14 protein-coding genes are annotated in these 13,715 nt (G+C 65.7%); 10 read left to right on the top strand and 4 right to left on the bottom strand.

The annotated features are described in order from the left end of the window. Positions 1-136 precede the first annotated feature (136 nt). The 6 genes from Q0982_RS22420 to Q0982_RS22395 all read left to right on the top strand — a co-directional run bounded on the left by Q0982_RS22420 (position 137) and on the right by Q0982_RS22395 (position 6,736). Positions 137-844: a FadR/GntR family transcriptional regulator gene (locus Q0982_RS22420; protein WP_299399970.1), complete on the top strand. Its 708-nt coding sequence runs from the start codon at positions 137-139 to the stop codon at positions 842-844. A 23-nt stretch (positions 845-867) separates the two neighbouring features. Further along, on the top strand, positions 868-2,283 hold the full coding sequence (gene uxaC, locus Q0982_RS22415; protein WP_299399967.1) for a glucuronate isomerase: 1,416 nt from the start codon (positions 868-870) through the stop codon (positions 2,281-2,283). A gap of 69 nt (positions 2,284-2,352) precedes the next feature. Next, positions 2,353-3,333: a TRAP transporter substrate-binding protein gene (locus tag Q0982_RS22410; RefSeq protein ID WP_299399965.1), complete on the top strand. Its 981-nt coding sequence runs from the start codon at positions 2,353-2,355 to the stop codon at positions 3,331-3,333. A 123-nt stretch (positions 3,334-3,456) separates the two neighbouring features. Beyond that, a complete protein-coding gene (locus Q0982_RS22405) occupies positions 3,457-3,972 on the top strand; it encodes a TRAP transporter small permease (RefSeq protein ID WP_299399963.1) in 516 nt (171 codons plus the stop codon). Further along, entirely contained in the window at positions 3,969-5,252 is a 1,284-nt protein-coding gene (locus Q0982_RS22400) for a TRAP transporter large permease (RefSeq protein ID WP_299399961.1), read from the top strand. The genes Q0982_RS22405 and Q0982_RS22400 overlap by 4 nt, the downstream gene beginning before the upstream one ends. Next, the gene (locus Q0982_RS22395) at positions 5,249-6,736 is read left to right on the top strand and encodes a mannitol dehydrogenase family protein (RefSeq protein WP_299399959.1); all 1,488 of its coding nucleotides are present in this window, start codon (positions 5,249-5,251) and stop codon (positions 6,734-6,736) included. Before Q0982_RS22400 ends, Q0982_RS22395 begins: the two co-directional genes overlap by 4 nt. Here the strand turns inward: Q0982_RS22395 and Q0982_RS22390 are convergent. Beyond that, complete coding sequence (locus tag Q0982_RS22390; RefSeq protein ID WP_299399957.1) at positions 6,733-7,956, bottom strand: AGE family epimerase/isomerase; 1,224 nt, start codon at positions 7,954-7,956, stop codon at positions 6,733-6,735. The two genes, Q0982_RS22395 and Q0982_RS22390, sit on opposite strands and share 4 nt — an antisense overlap. A gap of 346 nt (positions 7,957-8,302) precedes the next feature. On the opposite strand from Q0982_RS22390, the gene Q0982_RS22385 reads away from it, so the two are divergent. The 4 genes from Q0982_RS22385 to Q0982_RS22370 all read left to right on the top strand — a co-directional run bounded on the left by Q0982_RS22385 (position 8,303) and on the right by Q0982_RS22370 (position 10,765). Further along, positions 8,303-9,019, top strand: coding sequence for a Crp/Fnr family transcriptional regulator (locus Q0982_RS22385; RefSeq protein ID WP_299399956.1), 717 nt, complete (start codon positions 8,303-8,305; stop codon positions 9,017-9,019). Between the two features lie 415 nt (positions 9,020-9,434). Next, positions 9,435-9,929 carry an invasion associated locus B family protein gene (locus tag Q0982_RS22380; RefSeq protein ID WP_299399954.1) on the top strand — a complete coding sequence of 165 codons (495 nt, stop codon included), beginning with the start codon at positions 9,435-9,437 and terminating at the stop codon, positions 9,927-9,929. Continuing rightward, a complete protein-coding gene (locus Q0982_RS22375) occupies positions 9,907-10,329 on the top strand; it encodes a cytochrome c (RefSeq protein ID WP_299399952.1) in 423 nt (140 codons plus the stop codon). Before Q0982_RS22380 ends, Q0982_RS22375 begins: the two co-directional genes overlap by 23 nt. A gap of 10 nt (positions 10,330-10,339) precedes the next feature. Beyond that, a complete protein-coding gene (locus Q0982_RS22370; RefSeq protein ID WP_299399950.1) occupies positions 10,340-10,765 on the top strand; it encodes a hypothetical protein in 426 nt (141 codons plus the stop codon). Between the two features lie 146 nt (positions 10,766-10,911). On the opposite strand, the gene Q0982_RS22365 is transcribed toward Q0982_RS22370, so the two are convergent. The 3 genes from Q0982_RS22365 to Q0982_RS22355 form a co-directional block, all read right to left on the bottom strand. Beyond that, on the bottom strand, positions 10,912-11,352 hold the full coding sequence (locus tag Q0982_RS22365) for a hypothetical protein (RefSeq protein WP_299399948.1): 441 nt from the start codon (positions 11,350-11,352) through the stop codon (positions 10,912-10,914). 122 nt (positions 11,353-11,474) lie between these two features. Continuing rightward, positions 11,475-12,611: a hypothetical protein gene (locus tag Q0982_RS22360; RefSeq protein WP_299399946.1), complete on the bottom strand. Its 1,137-nt coding sequence runs from the start codon at positions 12,609-12,611 to the stop codon at positions 11,475-11,477. Next, on the bottom strand, positions 12,598-13,428 hold the full coding sequence (locus tag Q0982_RS22355; RefSeq protein ID WP_299399944.1) for a CsgG/HfaB family protein: 831 nt from the start codon (positions 13,426-13,428) through the stop codon (positions 12,598-12,600). Before Q0982_RS22355 ends, Q0982_RS22360 begins: the two co-directional genes overlap by 14 nt. Positions 13,429-13,715: the final 287 nt, after the last annotated feature.

Raw genomic sequence — 13,715 nt, 5'->3', positions numbered from 1 at the left:
CTCCGTCCCGATCATCCACCAAATTGGTCAGGCCACTTTACCCCCTGACCGCGCTCTGCCATAGTGACGCCAGCGGTCCGCAAGAGACCGGGACAGCCGAACCCACGCGGTTCGGCGGGATGCAAAGAGGGAGGCCATGCCGCTTCGCGCCATAGAGCCGCAGCGACTCTATCAGCAGGTCGCCGCCCAACTGGCCGAATTGATCCGCCAGGGCGAGTGGGGCCTGGGCGAACGGCTGCCGCCGGAACGCGACCTGGCCGGCACCCTGGGCGTCAGCCGCCCGGTGGTGCGCGAGGCGATGATCGCGCTGGAGCTTTCCAACATCGTCGAGATCCGCCCCGGCGCCGGCACCTACGTGGCCAGCGCCAACGGCCTGCACTCCCTCTGGCTGCAGTCGGACCTGGACACCGGGCCGAGCCCTTTCGACCTGATCTCCGCCCGGCGGATCATCGAAGGCGAGACGGCGGCCATGGCCGCGACCATGGCCGGTACGGCCGAGCTGGCCGGCCTGGAAGAGGCCATCGCCAAGATGGAGCGGGACATCCAGGCCGGCACCCAGGTGATCTCCAACCAGGAGGACGGCGACCTGCTGTTCCACATGCGCCTGGCGGCGGCGACGCGCAACTCGGTGATGGAATCCATCGTCCAGCAGCTTTGGGAAGGCATGCGCCGGCCGATGTTCGCGGCGATCAGCGACCGCGCGCAACTGCCGCGCAACGCCAAACGCGCCGCGGGCGAGCACCGGGTCATCCTGGAACAGGTGCGCGCTAAAGACCCCGACGGCGCGCGCCGGGCCATGCAGGATCACCTGGATCGCGTCGCCAGCCTGCTGTTGAGCGAATAGAGACGAAGGAGAGTCGTACGGCCATGGGTCAGCCCCTGCAGCTTCACGAAGACCGGCTCTTCCCCTCCGATCCGGCGCAGCGCACTGTCGCCCGGCGGCTCTATGCCGAGGTCAAGGATCTGCCGATCGTCTCGCCGCACGGCCACACCGACCCGGCCTGGTTCGCCGAGGATGCCCCCTTCGGCGACCCGGCCGAACTCTTCATCATCCCCGACCACTACCTCTTCCGCATGCTCTACAGCCAGGGCGTGGCGCTGGAGGATCTCGGCGTGCCGCGCAGCGACGGCGGGCCGGTGGAAACCGACGGTCGCAGGATCTGGCGCCGCTTCGCCGAGCACTATCACCTCTTCCGCGGCACGCCGTCGCGGCTGTGGTTCGACCACGCGCTTTCCGTCGTGCTGGGCATCGAGGAGAAACTGACGCCAGAGAGCGCGGATCGCATCTACGACCGCCTGTCAGAGCGTCTGCGCGACGACGACACGCGTCCGCGCGCCCTCTTCGACCGCTTCAACATCGAAGTGCTGGCGACCACGGAATCGCCGCTGGACGATCTCGCCCACCACCAGGCGATCCGCGCCAGCAACTGGGCCGGCAAGGTCATCACCGCCTTCAGGCCGGACCCGGTGGTGGACCCGGATTTCGAAGGCTTCCGCGTCAACCTGGACGACCTGGCGGAGCTCACCGGCGAGGACTGCCTGACCTGGGAGGGTTATCTGGCAGCCCTGCGCGAGCGCCGCGCGTTCTTCGCGGAGATGGGCGCCACCTCGACCGATCACGGCCACCCGAGCGCCGCAACGGCGGACCTGGACGCCGGCGCCTGCCGGGACCTCTTCGCCAAGGTGCTGACCGGCGAAGGCAGCGCTGCCGAGCACGAACTCTTCCGCGCCCAGATGCTGACGGAGATGGCGCGCATGAGCCTGGACGACGGGCTGGTGATGCAGATCCACCCCGGCTCCTTCCGCAACCACAATGCCCGCCTGTTCGAACGCTTCGGGCGCGACAAGGGGGCGGACATTCCGGCGCGCACCGACTACGTGCAGGCGCTGAAACCCCTGCTCGACCGCTTCGGCAACGAGCGCGGCCTCTCCATCATCCTCTTCACCCTGGACGAGACCAGCTACAGCCGCGAACTGGCGCCGCTGGCCGGTCACTACCCGGTGCTCAAGGTCGGTCCGGCCTGGTGGTTCTACGATAGCCCGGAGGGCATGCTGCGCTACCGCCGCGCGCTGACCGAGACGGCGGGCTTCTACAACACTGTCGGCTTCAACGACGACACCCGCGCCTTTCTCTCGATCCCGGCGCGCCACGACGTCGCCCGCCGCGTCGACTGCGCCTACCTGGCCGAGCTGGTCTGCACCCACCGCCTGGACGAGGACGAGGCGCTGGAGGTTGCCCAGGACCTTACCTACCGCCTGGTGAAGCAGGCCTACAAGTTGTGAGTCTCAGTTAACCGGCCCCCTGGGCGAAACGCTGCAGGGCCGAAACAACAAAGTGAAAGGGAGGAAAGAATGAGATTCGTGAAAACGGTAACCGCCGGTACCGGACTGGCCCTGGCCTTCAGCCTGGCTGCGCCCGCCGCCGCGCAGGAGCTGCGCGCCGCGGACACCCACGCCGACGGCTATCCCACCGTCGAGGCTGTGGAGTACATGGGCGAGCTGCTGTCCGGTTGGACCAACGGCCGCCTCTCCATCAAGATGTTTCCGGGACGCCAGCTCGGCGAGGAAAAGGACACCATCGAGCAGACCATCCTCGGCGCCATCGACATCAACCGGGTAAACCTCGCACCCCTCAACAACATCGTGCCGGAAACCGCGATCCCCTCGCTGCCCTACATCTTCCGCTCCATCGACCACATGCACAAGGTGATGGACGGCGAGATCGGCCAGGAGATTCTGGCCGCCATGGAGCAGCACGGTCTTGTCGGTCTGGCCTACTACGACTCCGGCGCCCGCTCCTTCTACAACACACAGCGGCCGATCACATCGCCGGCCGACATGAAGGGCATGAAGATCCGGGTGCAGAACTCCGACCTCTTCGTCTCCATGATCGGAGCATTGGGCGCCAACGCGACGCCGATGGAATTCGGCCAGGTTTACGAGGCCCTGAAGACCGGCGTCATCGACGGCGCCGAGAACAACTGGCCGTCCTACGAGTCGACACGCCACTTCGAGGTCGCCAAGCACTATACCCTGGACCAGCATTCGCTCTCGCCGGAGGTGCTGGTGATGTCCAAGGCGTCCTGGGACAAGCTGAGCGCCGGCGACCAGCAGTTGGTGCGCAAGGCCGCGGCGCTGTCGGTGCCGGAGATGCGCCGCCTGTGGAACGAGCGGGTCGCCGCCTCCAAGAGCAAGGTCATGGCCGCCGGCAACGAAGTGGTCGAGGAGATCGACAAGCAGCCCTTCATCGACGCCATGCAGCCGGTCTACGAGCGCTTCGCCAGCACGCCGGAACTGGCCGACATGGTGCAGCGGATCCAGGCCGTCGAGTAAGGCGACCCTGTGAGAGTGATCTAGGCAGGGCGCCCCTTGCGGGCGTAGCCTTCCCACTGGGCCGGCGGCAAGGCACCGAAGCCGCCGGCCACCTTTTTCTTTCGGGTTGTTCTTGGGGGATCGATGGACGCCGTATCCGGCAGAACCCTTCTCGACAGGCTGGCGGTAGCCACCGCGGGCCTCTCGCGCCTCTGCCTCTGGTTCAGCGCCCTTGGTCTCATCGTGATGACAGCGGTCATCGGCTGGCAGGTCTGGGGCCGCTACGTGCTGAACGACACGCCCCACTGGTCGGAACGGCTGTCGCTCTTCCTGATGCTCTACTACGTGATGTTCGGGGCGGCGGTGGGCGTGCGCGAACGTTTCCACCTGGGCCTCGTGTTCTTCAAGGATGCCCTGCCGCCCGGCCCCCGCCGCGCGGTGGACGTGGCGGTCAATCTCTGCATCGGCGGCTTCGGTCTCTTCATGACTGTCTACGGTCTGCAGATCACGCAGTCGACCTGGACCCACAGCATCCCTTCGCTGGGCATTCCCACAGGCATCTCCTACCTGCCCTTTCCCATCGCGGGGGTGCTGATCATCCTGTTCAGCCTGGAGCATATCCTGAACGACCTTGCCGGACGGGAAACCCCCGAAGCATGACCCTGATCGTTCTCTTCGGCACCTTCCTGGTGCTGCTGCTGCTGGGCGTGCCCATCGCCTTCACGCTGGCCATCGCCTCCTTGGCGACAGTGGTCTACATGGACCTGCCGCCGGTGGTGGTCTTCCAGCGTCTCTCCGCCGGCATCAATGTCTTTGCCCTGATGGCGATTCCCTTTTTCATCTACGCCGGCGAGCTGATGCTGCACGGCGGTATCGCCGACCGCCTCGTGCGCCTCGCCAACGCCGCCATCGGCCATATCCGTGGCGGCCTCGGCCTGGTCAACGTGCTGGCCTCCATGCTGTTCGGCGGAATCTCCGGCTCCGCCGTCGCCGACGCCTCGGCGCTGGGCTCGACCCTGATTCCGATGATGCGCCGCAAGGGCTACGACCCCGACTACGCGGTGAACGTCACCGTCACCTCGGCCACCATCGGCCTGACGGTGCCGCCCAGCCACAACATGATCATCTATTCCATCGCCGCCGGCGGCACGGTCTCGGTCTCTTCGCTGTTCCTGGCCGGCATGGTGCCGGGTATCCTGACCGGCCTCTGCCTGATGGTGGCCGCCTACGTGGTCGCCCGGCGCCGCGGCTACCCGGCGGAGCCGCGCCAGACGCTGGCAGTGATCCTCACCACCTTCGCCGTTGCCCTGCCGGGGCTGCTGGTAGCGATCATCATCATCGGCGGCGTGCTGACCGGCATCTTCACCGCCACCGAGTCCTCCGCCATCGCCGTGATCTACGCCATCGTCGTCACCCTGATCGGCTATCGCAGCCTGACCTGGGAGGCCTTCGTGAAGGCGACCCTGGGGGCAGTCAGGACCACCGCCATGGTGCTGCTGGTGATCGGCAGCGCCGCCGCCTTCGGCTGGCTGCTGGCGCTGAACCAGGTTCCGGCGCAGCTCTTCGACCTGCTGCAGGCGATTTCCCAGAATCCCCTGGTGATCCTGCTGATCATCAACATCATCCTGCTGTTCCTGGGCACCTTCATGGACATGTCGCCGCTGATCGTGATCACCACGCCGATCTTTCTGCCGGTGGTCCAGCAACTGGGCATGGACCCCGTGCAGTTCGGCATCGTGCTGATGATCAACCTGGGCATCGGCCTGGTGACGCCGCCGGTGGGCTCGGTGCTCTTCGTCGGCTGCGCGGTCGCCAAGATCCGCATCGAGGAGACGGTGCGCACGATCTGGCCCTTCTACCTCGCACTCCTGGTCGCCCTGGTGCTGGTGACCTACATCCCGGCCGTCTCCATGACCCTGCCGAACCTGGTGGCGCAATGAGACGGCTGAACGAGGCGACGCTGAAGAACCTGCCTGCCGAGATCCCGCGCCCCGGCTACGACCGCGCCGCCTGTACAGTCGGGATCGTGCATCTGGGTATCGGTGCGTTTCACCGTGCCCACCAGGCGGTCTACTGCGACGAGCGGCTGGCGGCGGGGGAGCACGGCTGGGCGATCTGCGGGGCCAGCCTGCGCAGCCCTGCGGTGCACGACGAGCTGGCGCCCCAGGACGGCCTCTACACCGAGGCGGTCTCCGGCCCGAACGGCGAGGACCTGCGCGTCATCGGCGCGGTGCAGGAGGTGCTGGTCGCCCCGGAAGACCCGGCGGCGCTGGTGGCGCGTCTGGCCGCGCCGGAGACCCGCATCGTATCCCTGACCGTCACCGAAAAGGGCTACTGCCACGACCCGGCAAGCGGCGCTCTGCAACACGACCATCCGGATATCCGCCACGACCTGCAGCAGCCGGAGCGACCGAAGTCCGCCCTGGGTTTTCTCCTGGCCGGCCTGCGCCGCCGCCATGCAGCCGGCCTGACACCCTTCACGCCGCTCAGCTGCGATAACCTGCCGCACAACGGGGCGACCCTGCGCAGCCTGCTGCTGGAATTGGCGGAGGCCAACGACCCGGTGCTGGCGCGCTGGATCGAAACGGAGGTGCCCTTCCCCGCCACCATGATCGACCGCATCGTCCCGGCAACGACGGATGCCGACCGCGACCGCATCGCCGCGCGTCTCGGCCTGCGTGACGAGGGTGCGGTGATCTGCGAGCCTTTCCGGCAGTGGGTGATTGAGGACCGTTTCGCCTTGGGGCGGCCGCGCTGGGAGGAGTCCGGCGCGCAACTGGTGGACGACGTTGCACCTTATGAGGAAATGAAGCTGCGCCTGCTCAACGGCAGCCATTCCCTGCTCGCCTACCTCGGCTATCTCAGCGGCCACAAGACCATCGCCGCAACCATGGCCGACGAGTCGCTGCGCAGACTTGCGCAGATCTTCATGGACCGTGAGGCGGGGCCAACCCTGGCCATGCCGCCGGACGCAGATCTGGAGGGCTACAAAACCGACCTCATCGCCCGCTTCGCCAACCCGGGCCTGCAGCACCGCACCTGGCAGATCGCCATGGACGGCAGCCAGAAGTTGCCGCAGCGCCTGTTAGGCACGGCACGCGATAGGTTGCAGGCAGACGCATCGATCGATGTGCTGGCGCTCGCCCTGGCCGGCTGGATGCGCTACACCGGCGGCCGCGACGAACAAGGTCAGGGTATCGAGGTCCGCGATCCCCTGGCGCCACTGCTTGCAGAGACCTTTGCAAGCGGCGAGGGTAATGCTGCAGAGATCGTTGCCGGCTTCCTGAAGATCACCGACGTCTTCGACCCCGGGCTTGCCGGCGATCCGCGTTTCGCGGCGGCGGTGAGCGCCGCATTGGACGGCGTTCTCAAGCGCGGCACGGCCGCAACCGTCAAGGACACGCTCGCACGGCTCGAGGGTTAGGGCGCGCCGCGCTGAGCCGGCAGGCTCGGCCAGACGCGCAGAACCTCGGCGATGGCGAGAAAAAGGTGGTAGAGACTGCTGGCGGGCACCGCCTTTGCGATCATCGCGCCCGCGCCGTCGAACTGGTCCTGCCACAGCGCATGGTCGAGCCCGACGAAGTGGGTGAAGAAGGACTGCAGCAAAGGGGCGATACCGGCCGCGGCCGCCGGATGGCCGCTGCGTTCGGCAAGCGCCAGGCAGGCCTTCAGGGCTTCGGTCTGCGGCCAGAGGCGCTTGCTGCCGCCCTGGAGCACCTGTCCCTCCGGATCGACGGCGTCGTAGGCGCCGAAGATGCCCTCGGCACGGCGGTCGATTCCCTGCGCCCAGGCCCAGCCGAAAAGCCCTTCCATGGCCGGCAGCACGCCGTCGTCGCCGCTCAGTTGGCCATAGCGGTGCAGCAACCAGACCCACTCGAAATGATGGCCCGGTTCGCGGATGAAGCGTCCATCGACCGGCATCTCCCGCCAGTCCGCATCGAAGAACTCGGCAAGCTGACCGTTTTCCGCGGAAAAGAAGTGCGCATCGAAAAGGCCGCGAATGGAGGCCGCCCGTTCGATCCACTCCGCATCGCCGGTTGCCTCGTGAAGCGCCAGCAGCGCTTCAAACAGATGCATGTGCGGGTTCTGTCGCCTGCGCGTCGGCATCTGCGATGCCTCTTCGCCCCGCTGCTCGGCGTAACCGTCGAAGGTACCGCCGCGTTCGAGGCGCAGGTTCTCGTCGAGAAAAGCAGTGGTTTTTCGCACCGCCTGCAGGACCTCACCCTCGCCGCTCGCCCTGTAGAGCCAGGCGAGAGCCAGAAGCATGAAGGCGTGGTCGTAGAAATCCCTGGTGCGGTCGAGCGGCTGCCCGTCCCGCCGCAGCCTGTGAAACCAGCCGCCGTGCTGCGCGTCCCAGGCATGGCGCCGGAGAAAGTCGAAGGCGTCATGCGCCCGCGCGAGTCCATCGGTGCTGAGGCCCAGAACGCCTGCATGCGCGTAGACATAAATCTGGCGGGCCTGGACCCGCAGGCGTGTGTAATCCTCGGAACTGACGGTTCCGTCGAGGTCCAGCTTCTCGAAAAAAGCGCCATGCCGGCTGTCAAAGCCCGTGGTTTCCCAAAACGGCAACACCGTGCCGGCGAGCCAATCCCTCAAGCGGGGGGCCGTGATCGGGCCGGCGGTGGGAGGGGGATTTTGTGACATTTTTGGTTCCTGACGCGGCGCGCCGTGAAGGATTCTACCTTGGGGCGAGGCCTGAATAGCGTGGCGCCAGTTTCGGCTCAAGGTTCATGCAAGGGCCGGAACTCGCGGCGTCTGCAGCGTCGACGAGTAAGAGCACTCGATTGCGCCTTAGGGCTGTTGTCATCAGCCGGTTGCATCGAAAACGCTGCGGAGTAGTATTGCGCAGGCTTTCCGGCGCCTTTGACAGCCGGAAAGAACCGAGGCCGGGTAAGTTGAGGGGTGCCCGGAAGAGTCCTCGCGATGCGGTCTGGCAGCAGCGGCGGCATGGATCCGGAGCAGTTGCAGGCCCAAGAAGAAGATGGGGTCGATGACAGCCAAACAACGGCTTTCCGGAGGGAGCGGCTACGCTCTCGAACGAATCGAGATCTTCAAGGGTCTCGAGCCGCGCGAGATCGAGCGCATTTCTCAACGCATGAACTGGCGGAACTACACCGCCAACCAACAGATCATCGGCCACCAGGAAGCCTCTACCGACGTCTATTTCATGGTTTCGGGAACGGTCCGGGTGATCCTGTTTTCCAGCGCCGGCAAAGAGGTCGCCTTTCGCGACATCTCGGCGGGGGAGTGCTTCGGCGAGTTTGCGGCGATCGACGGCGAACCGCGGTCGGCCAATGTCATCGCCCTGACCGATGTGATGATCGGTTCGGTCCCGGCCGAAACTTTCCGCGGCATTCTCATGGAGTACCCCGCGGTCTCCATGGCCATGCTGACCTACATCACGCGGCTGGTGCGCTCGCTGAGCGAGCGGATCTTCGAGTTCAGCACTCTTGCGGTCAAGAACCGCATCCATTCCGAATTGCTGCGACTCTCCCGCGACCACCTGGGGGACGACAACACGGCGCGTCTCTCGCCGGCGCCGACTCATGCGGACATCGCCAGCCGCATCTCGACCCACCGTGAGGCGGTGACACGCGAACTGAACGATCTGACCAAGAGCGGCCTGATCCGCCGCGACGGGCGCACGCTGATCGTCACCGACGTCGCCGAGCTGGAGCGCATGGTCCACGAGGTCTCCGGCGACTGAAGCGCCCCGGCTGCGGGCAGCCTGACTGCGGCTTAGACATTTCCAGAAAACAGAAGACCTCAAGGGGCGGAAACTCCGCCGCTCGACGCGGACAAGCGAAAGCCCCGTCCGATGGGCGGCGGACGGGGCTCTCATGGGCTCACCTAAGGTCCGTCATCGTGGCTTGAGGGAGGACCTCCACAACAACGATTTAAACATAGGGAGCCGGCGCCCGAGGCAGTGTGGGATTTGTCACACGCCGGGCACAAAAGAGGCCTGGTCGGCCAGAAATCCGCACTCCTAGGGCGTAGGCGCGCTTCCATGGGTCTAAGCCGCAAGAGCCACGCGCCTCTCCGCCTGTCCCCTCGCGCCGGACGGCACGGCGGGCCAGACTCTCGGGAACCATCGCTTCACAGCACTTCCGGGAGAATGCGTCATGACCGATGTTTCCCGCCCTTCCAGACTGGCCCGTCGGCGCGGGCCTTTCTCCGTAAGAACCCTCTTGTTCGCCGGGGCCCTGCTGGCCGCCGGCACCGTCGCCGCGCCGGCGCAGGCCGAGGTCGAGCGCTGGACCGTGGTCTGCGGCCAGTCCGCCTGTCTGGCGGACTACCAGGCCGCGGGCCTGCAGATCCTCATCGCACCAGAACGCGGGACCCGGCGGCTGCGCGCCATTCTGCGGGTCAGCCACAAGGCCGGCCCCGACGCGCCCATCGCCCTGCGCCTCGACAGCGGCTGGACCGCGCATCTGCGCACCACCGCCTGCAACCACCTGTTCTGCCAGGCCGCTGTTGGCCTGGAGGCGACCGACGAGGTGCTGGCCCGCTTTCGCAAAGACTTCGAAGGCATGGCCGCGTACCGCGTCGGCGACCAGACGGTGGTCGCGCGCTTCTCGCTGAAGGGTTTCAGCAATGCGCTCAATCAGCTTCAGTAAGCGGCGCGGCGGACACCGCCGCCGGCGCCCTGAGCCGCACGCCGAACGACGCAACTGGCCGGTGCTTTTCGGCACCGGCCTGGTTGCCGGCCTGTTTTGGCTGCACCTGCCGCTGATCGCACCGGCAAAAGGGGACGAGGTCAGCGACGGCCAGGCCATCGCAGCCCAGTACTGCCTGCGCTGCCATGCCGCCCCCGACGCCCCCTACAGCACGACGGCGGCCCCGACACTGCGCGAGATGGCCCAGACGACCGACTGGTCCACGCTGCGCTTCGAGGCCTGGCTGGCCACCGACCATCCGCCGATGCCGCGCTTCGCTCTGACCTCCGGAGAGATCTACGCGCTGCGCAGCTTCCTCTCTTCGGTGAAGAGCGACTCGCTGCTGACACCGGCATTCTGAAGGTATCGGCATGACGACGCGAAACCGCACCCGCCGGTCCCTTGGCGGGTTGCGCCTGCTGCCGCTGGCCCTTGCCCTGCCGCTCTGTCTCGGCGGCTGCATCACCGGCCTGGCCGGAGCCGCGCTGGGCGCGCTCGGCAGCGGTGGCGGAGGGAGAGGCGAAAGCAGTTCGCCCAGCGGGCCTTTGACCGCCAATTCCCCCGAAGCCCTGCAGCAGGCTCTGGCCCAAACCGACGACCGGGTCACACCGCTTTGCCGCAGCCGCCTGAAGGCCTACCTGGATGCCCAGGCAGAAGACAATGGCGGCGTCCCGGAGGATCCCGCCAGCGCCAAAGCCGCGCCCTGCGGCCTGCAGCCGCTCTGCCTGCCGGGGGCTGAGCGCCCCACCGAAATGATGGTCTGCCGGCGCCCGCCGGGCCCGACCACCACTCCCTGACACCAGCATCGGCCCCCTGCGCGGCAACGAGCAGAGAGCAAAAAGCGCAAAGGAAAGCGGCGGCCGAAGGCCGCCGCTGTTTCTGTCTCTCCCTAAGACCAGGCGGTGTCCTGGTGCCCTGGTGTTGTGGTTCCATGAGCCGGGCCCTACTGGGCCGCGGCATCGCCGTCGAGGATCTCGCTGACCTCATCGGCCCCGTTGTTCTGGGTCTGGGTAACGGTGTTCTCGGCCGACTGATCGCCGACCGCTTCCTGGCCGGTGTTGATGGCGCCGTCGGAGTTGTTGAGGATGATGCAGGACGAATTGCCACGCGCGCCGGCACTGCCGTCGCCGCCGCAGACGAGGTAGGTGGTGCTGCCCGTCACGGCGGCGGCGCTGCTGCCGGAGTTGCCGTCCAGCATGCCGGCATCCACCTGCTTCATGAAGATGGCCATGCTGCCGCCGCTGCGCGCGGCAAAGCCCCAGGGCTGTTCGTACATCTGGGCCGAGGCGTCAGCGGCCAGGCGTGCCATCAGGGCGACGGCAAAGGCGGTGTAGACGAAGACCGTCAGAAGGTCGACCGCGATCCGCATGAGTGTCCGTTCCATTTTCTGCCTCCTAGAGGTCGCATCGAGCCCCGGCAGGACCTTTGGGGGCCGGGGGAACCGGGGGGAAGAGGGAGCGGAAAACGCCGCTCCCTCCCCGGGGTTGGTAGGCTACGGTTGTGCGATTACTCGCCGCCACCGCCACCGATCTCAGGTGTGCTGACGGTGATGGACAGGTTGTTGCCCACGGCGGTGGCAACAGACGACACCAGCGGACGGTCCAGCTGACCGAGGTTGGTGTAGTTGTTGACCTGAACGCCGTAAGGCTGGGCGCCGAAGCAGTCGAACTCGCAGAAGTTGGTGCCGACCTGCGACAGCGCCGAGGTGTTGGCATAGGCGAACTGGGTGATGTCGCCCATGACCACCGCATCGTCGGCCACCTTGGCATCGACGGTGATCGCCTTGTTGTTGGCGACCGCAGTTGCGGCGCTGTCAACAGAGGCGTTGAGGATGTCGTCCACCTGCGACACGGCCGAGATCTCGGACGGCTCGATCACACCGACGAGCGCAGCCAGGGTCAGGATTGCCGCCGCATCGTGGAACTCGTTGCGGTTGTTGCCGAAGTCCTGGCCATCCTCGATCGACGCCAGGATCGGGCCGTCACTGGGACCGATCGGCACCGGAACGGGGCTGGGATCGTCACCGAACTCGCCGGTGTTGAAGACATACTGGCCTTCGTGGATCTCAACCATGACGTCGCTGTCGATGCTGACGTTGTTGGCGATCGCCGTCGCGGTGCTGACCACCTCGGGCAGCTCGGTCAGGGCATCGAAGGAGCCGGTCGGCTCGATCTCGATGTTCTCCACCGGGATGTCCTCGAAGCTCATGACCACGTCGAGATCGTCCGTGCCCTCGTCGAGGGTGCCGGAAACGTCGTTGGAGCTCCCCATGAGGTCGCCGCCCAGATCGGCAACACCGGAAACGGTGCTGGGATCGGTCTCGTCGTCGGTCATGCCGTCCAGGGTGACCGTGAAGTCGATCGTGCCGCTGGCCATGCCGCCGCCTTCGTTCGGCTGGTTGTTGTAGACGCCGTTCACATAGGACTCGGCCGTAACGTCGCCGATGTAGATCTGCAGATCCTCCAGCAGCACCAGACCGACGGGGTCGATGTCGACATCGATGTCCACGTCCTTGGTCACATGCTCGATGACCTCGAGATCCCAGTGCCAGTCGACCTGGTCGAAGGCGGCAGCGGGTGACGCTGCAAGACCGAGCGCAGCAATGGCCGCCCCGCAAAGCAGTACAGACTTATTCGCTTTCATCGTTCATCTCCTCTAGATATCCAGCGAAGTGATCGGTCTCCACGAGATCGCAGCCTTGGATCGCGGGAAGACCAAGGAAGTCCGTCATGAGCAGGTAGACACCCATTTCCACGACGGATCTGACGCCGAGCTGCAACGGCTCGTTGCGAATCAATCCAGCGTCAAATTCGATGAGCGTATTGCCGAAGAAGCGGAACACATTGGCTTCGACCTCGAAGCCATAGATCTGCTTCTGCAGCGAGGTTGCATAGGCAACCGAGAAGTTGCGCGCGTTGACGACACGCAGATCCAGCGCGACGTTGATGACCACGGTGCGCCCGCCGCCGCCGATGCCGTTGACGAAGAGCCGCGCACCGCCGGAGGTGATGTTGTAGTTCAGCTCGGTCAGGGCGCCGACGACGATGAAGTCGCTGGCCGGCAGTTCGTACTCCGTCAGTCCGCGGCCCAGACGGCCCTGCTCCGAGAGTTTCATTTCCGCCAGCGGAATGCGCAGGTCGAGGCGCTCGATCAGACGGGCCTTGCGGGTTTTCCAAAGCGCGGAGATCACCATCTCCGAAACGCCCTGGCTGAGGGCATGGCCGTTGTCGTCGTAGTTCACCTGACCGGTCTTGTCGGCGACCTCGCCAACCGAGAAGACAGGCAGATTTGCGCCTGGTGCTTCCGCCAGGCTGCTGAGGCACTGGCTGTAGGGCGTGTGGTTGCTGGTCACCGGGAAACTGAAGACCGGCGGCACGCCGGTGTCCGGAAACGGTGGCCCGGCACAGGCGCTCAGCGCCAGTCCGGCTGCCATTACGAAGGCGCTCGCCTTTGCTCGCATAATCCATCCCCTATGCATCGATCTGTCTGCGTCGACCCGACAGCGCAAAAACTTGCGCGGGATCAATGTTCGGCGATGGTACCGAAAATATTTATTCAATAAAGCGGGCGAAGGTATATTGAGAAATAAACTCGAATTAATACTTTCAAATGGAGGTAACTATATCTGTGAAAACTCCGCGAGTATTAATACGCTATACCAAAGTATTACTATGCCTGCGTGGAGGAATGTGGGATTTCTCCGTGCTAATCTCCCTGGGATCAAAGCGCTGCAATGCACTGGAATTG

The sequence above is a fragment of the Pelagibius sp. genome (assembly GCF_028281305.1).
Taxonomy (GTDB): domain Bacteria; phylum Pseudomonadota; class Alphaproteobacteria; order Kiloniellales; family Kiloniellaceae; genus Pelagibius.
Note: the sequence above shows the minus strand (reverse complement) of the source record. Positions and strands in the feature narration are given on the sequence as shown.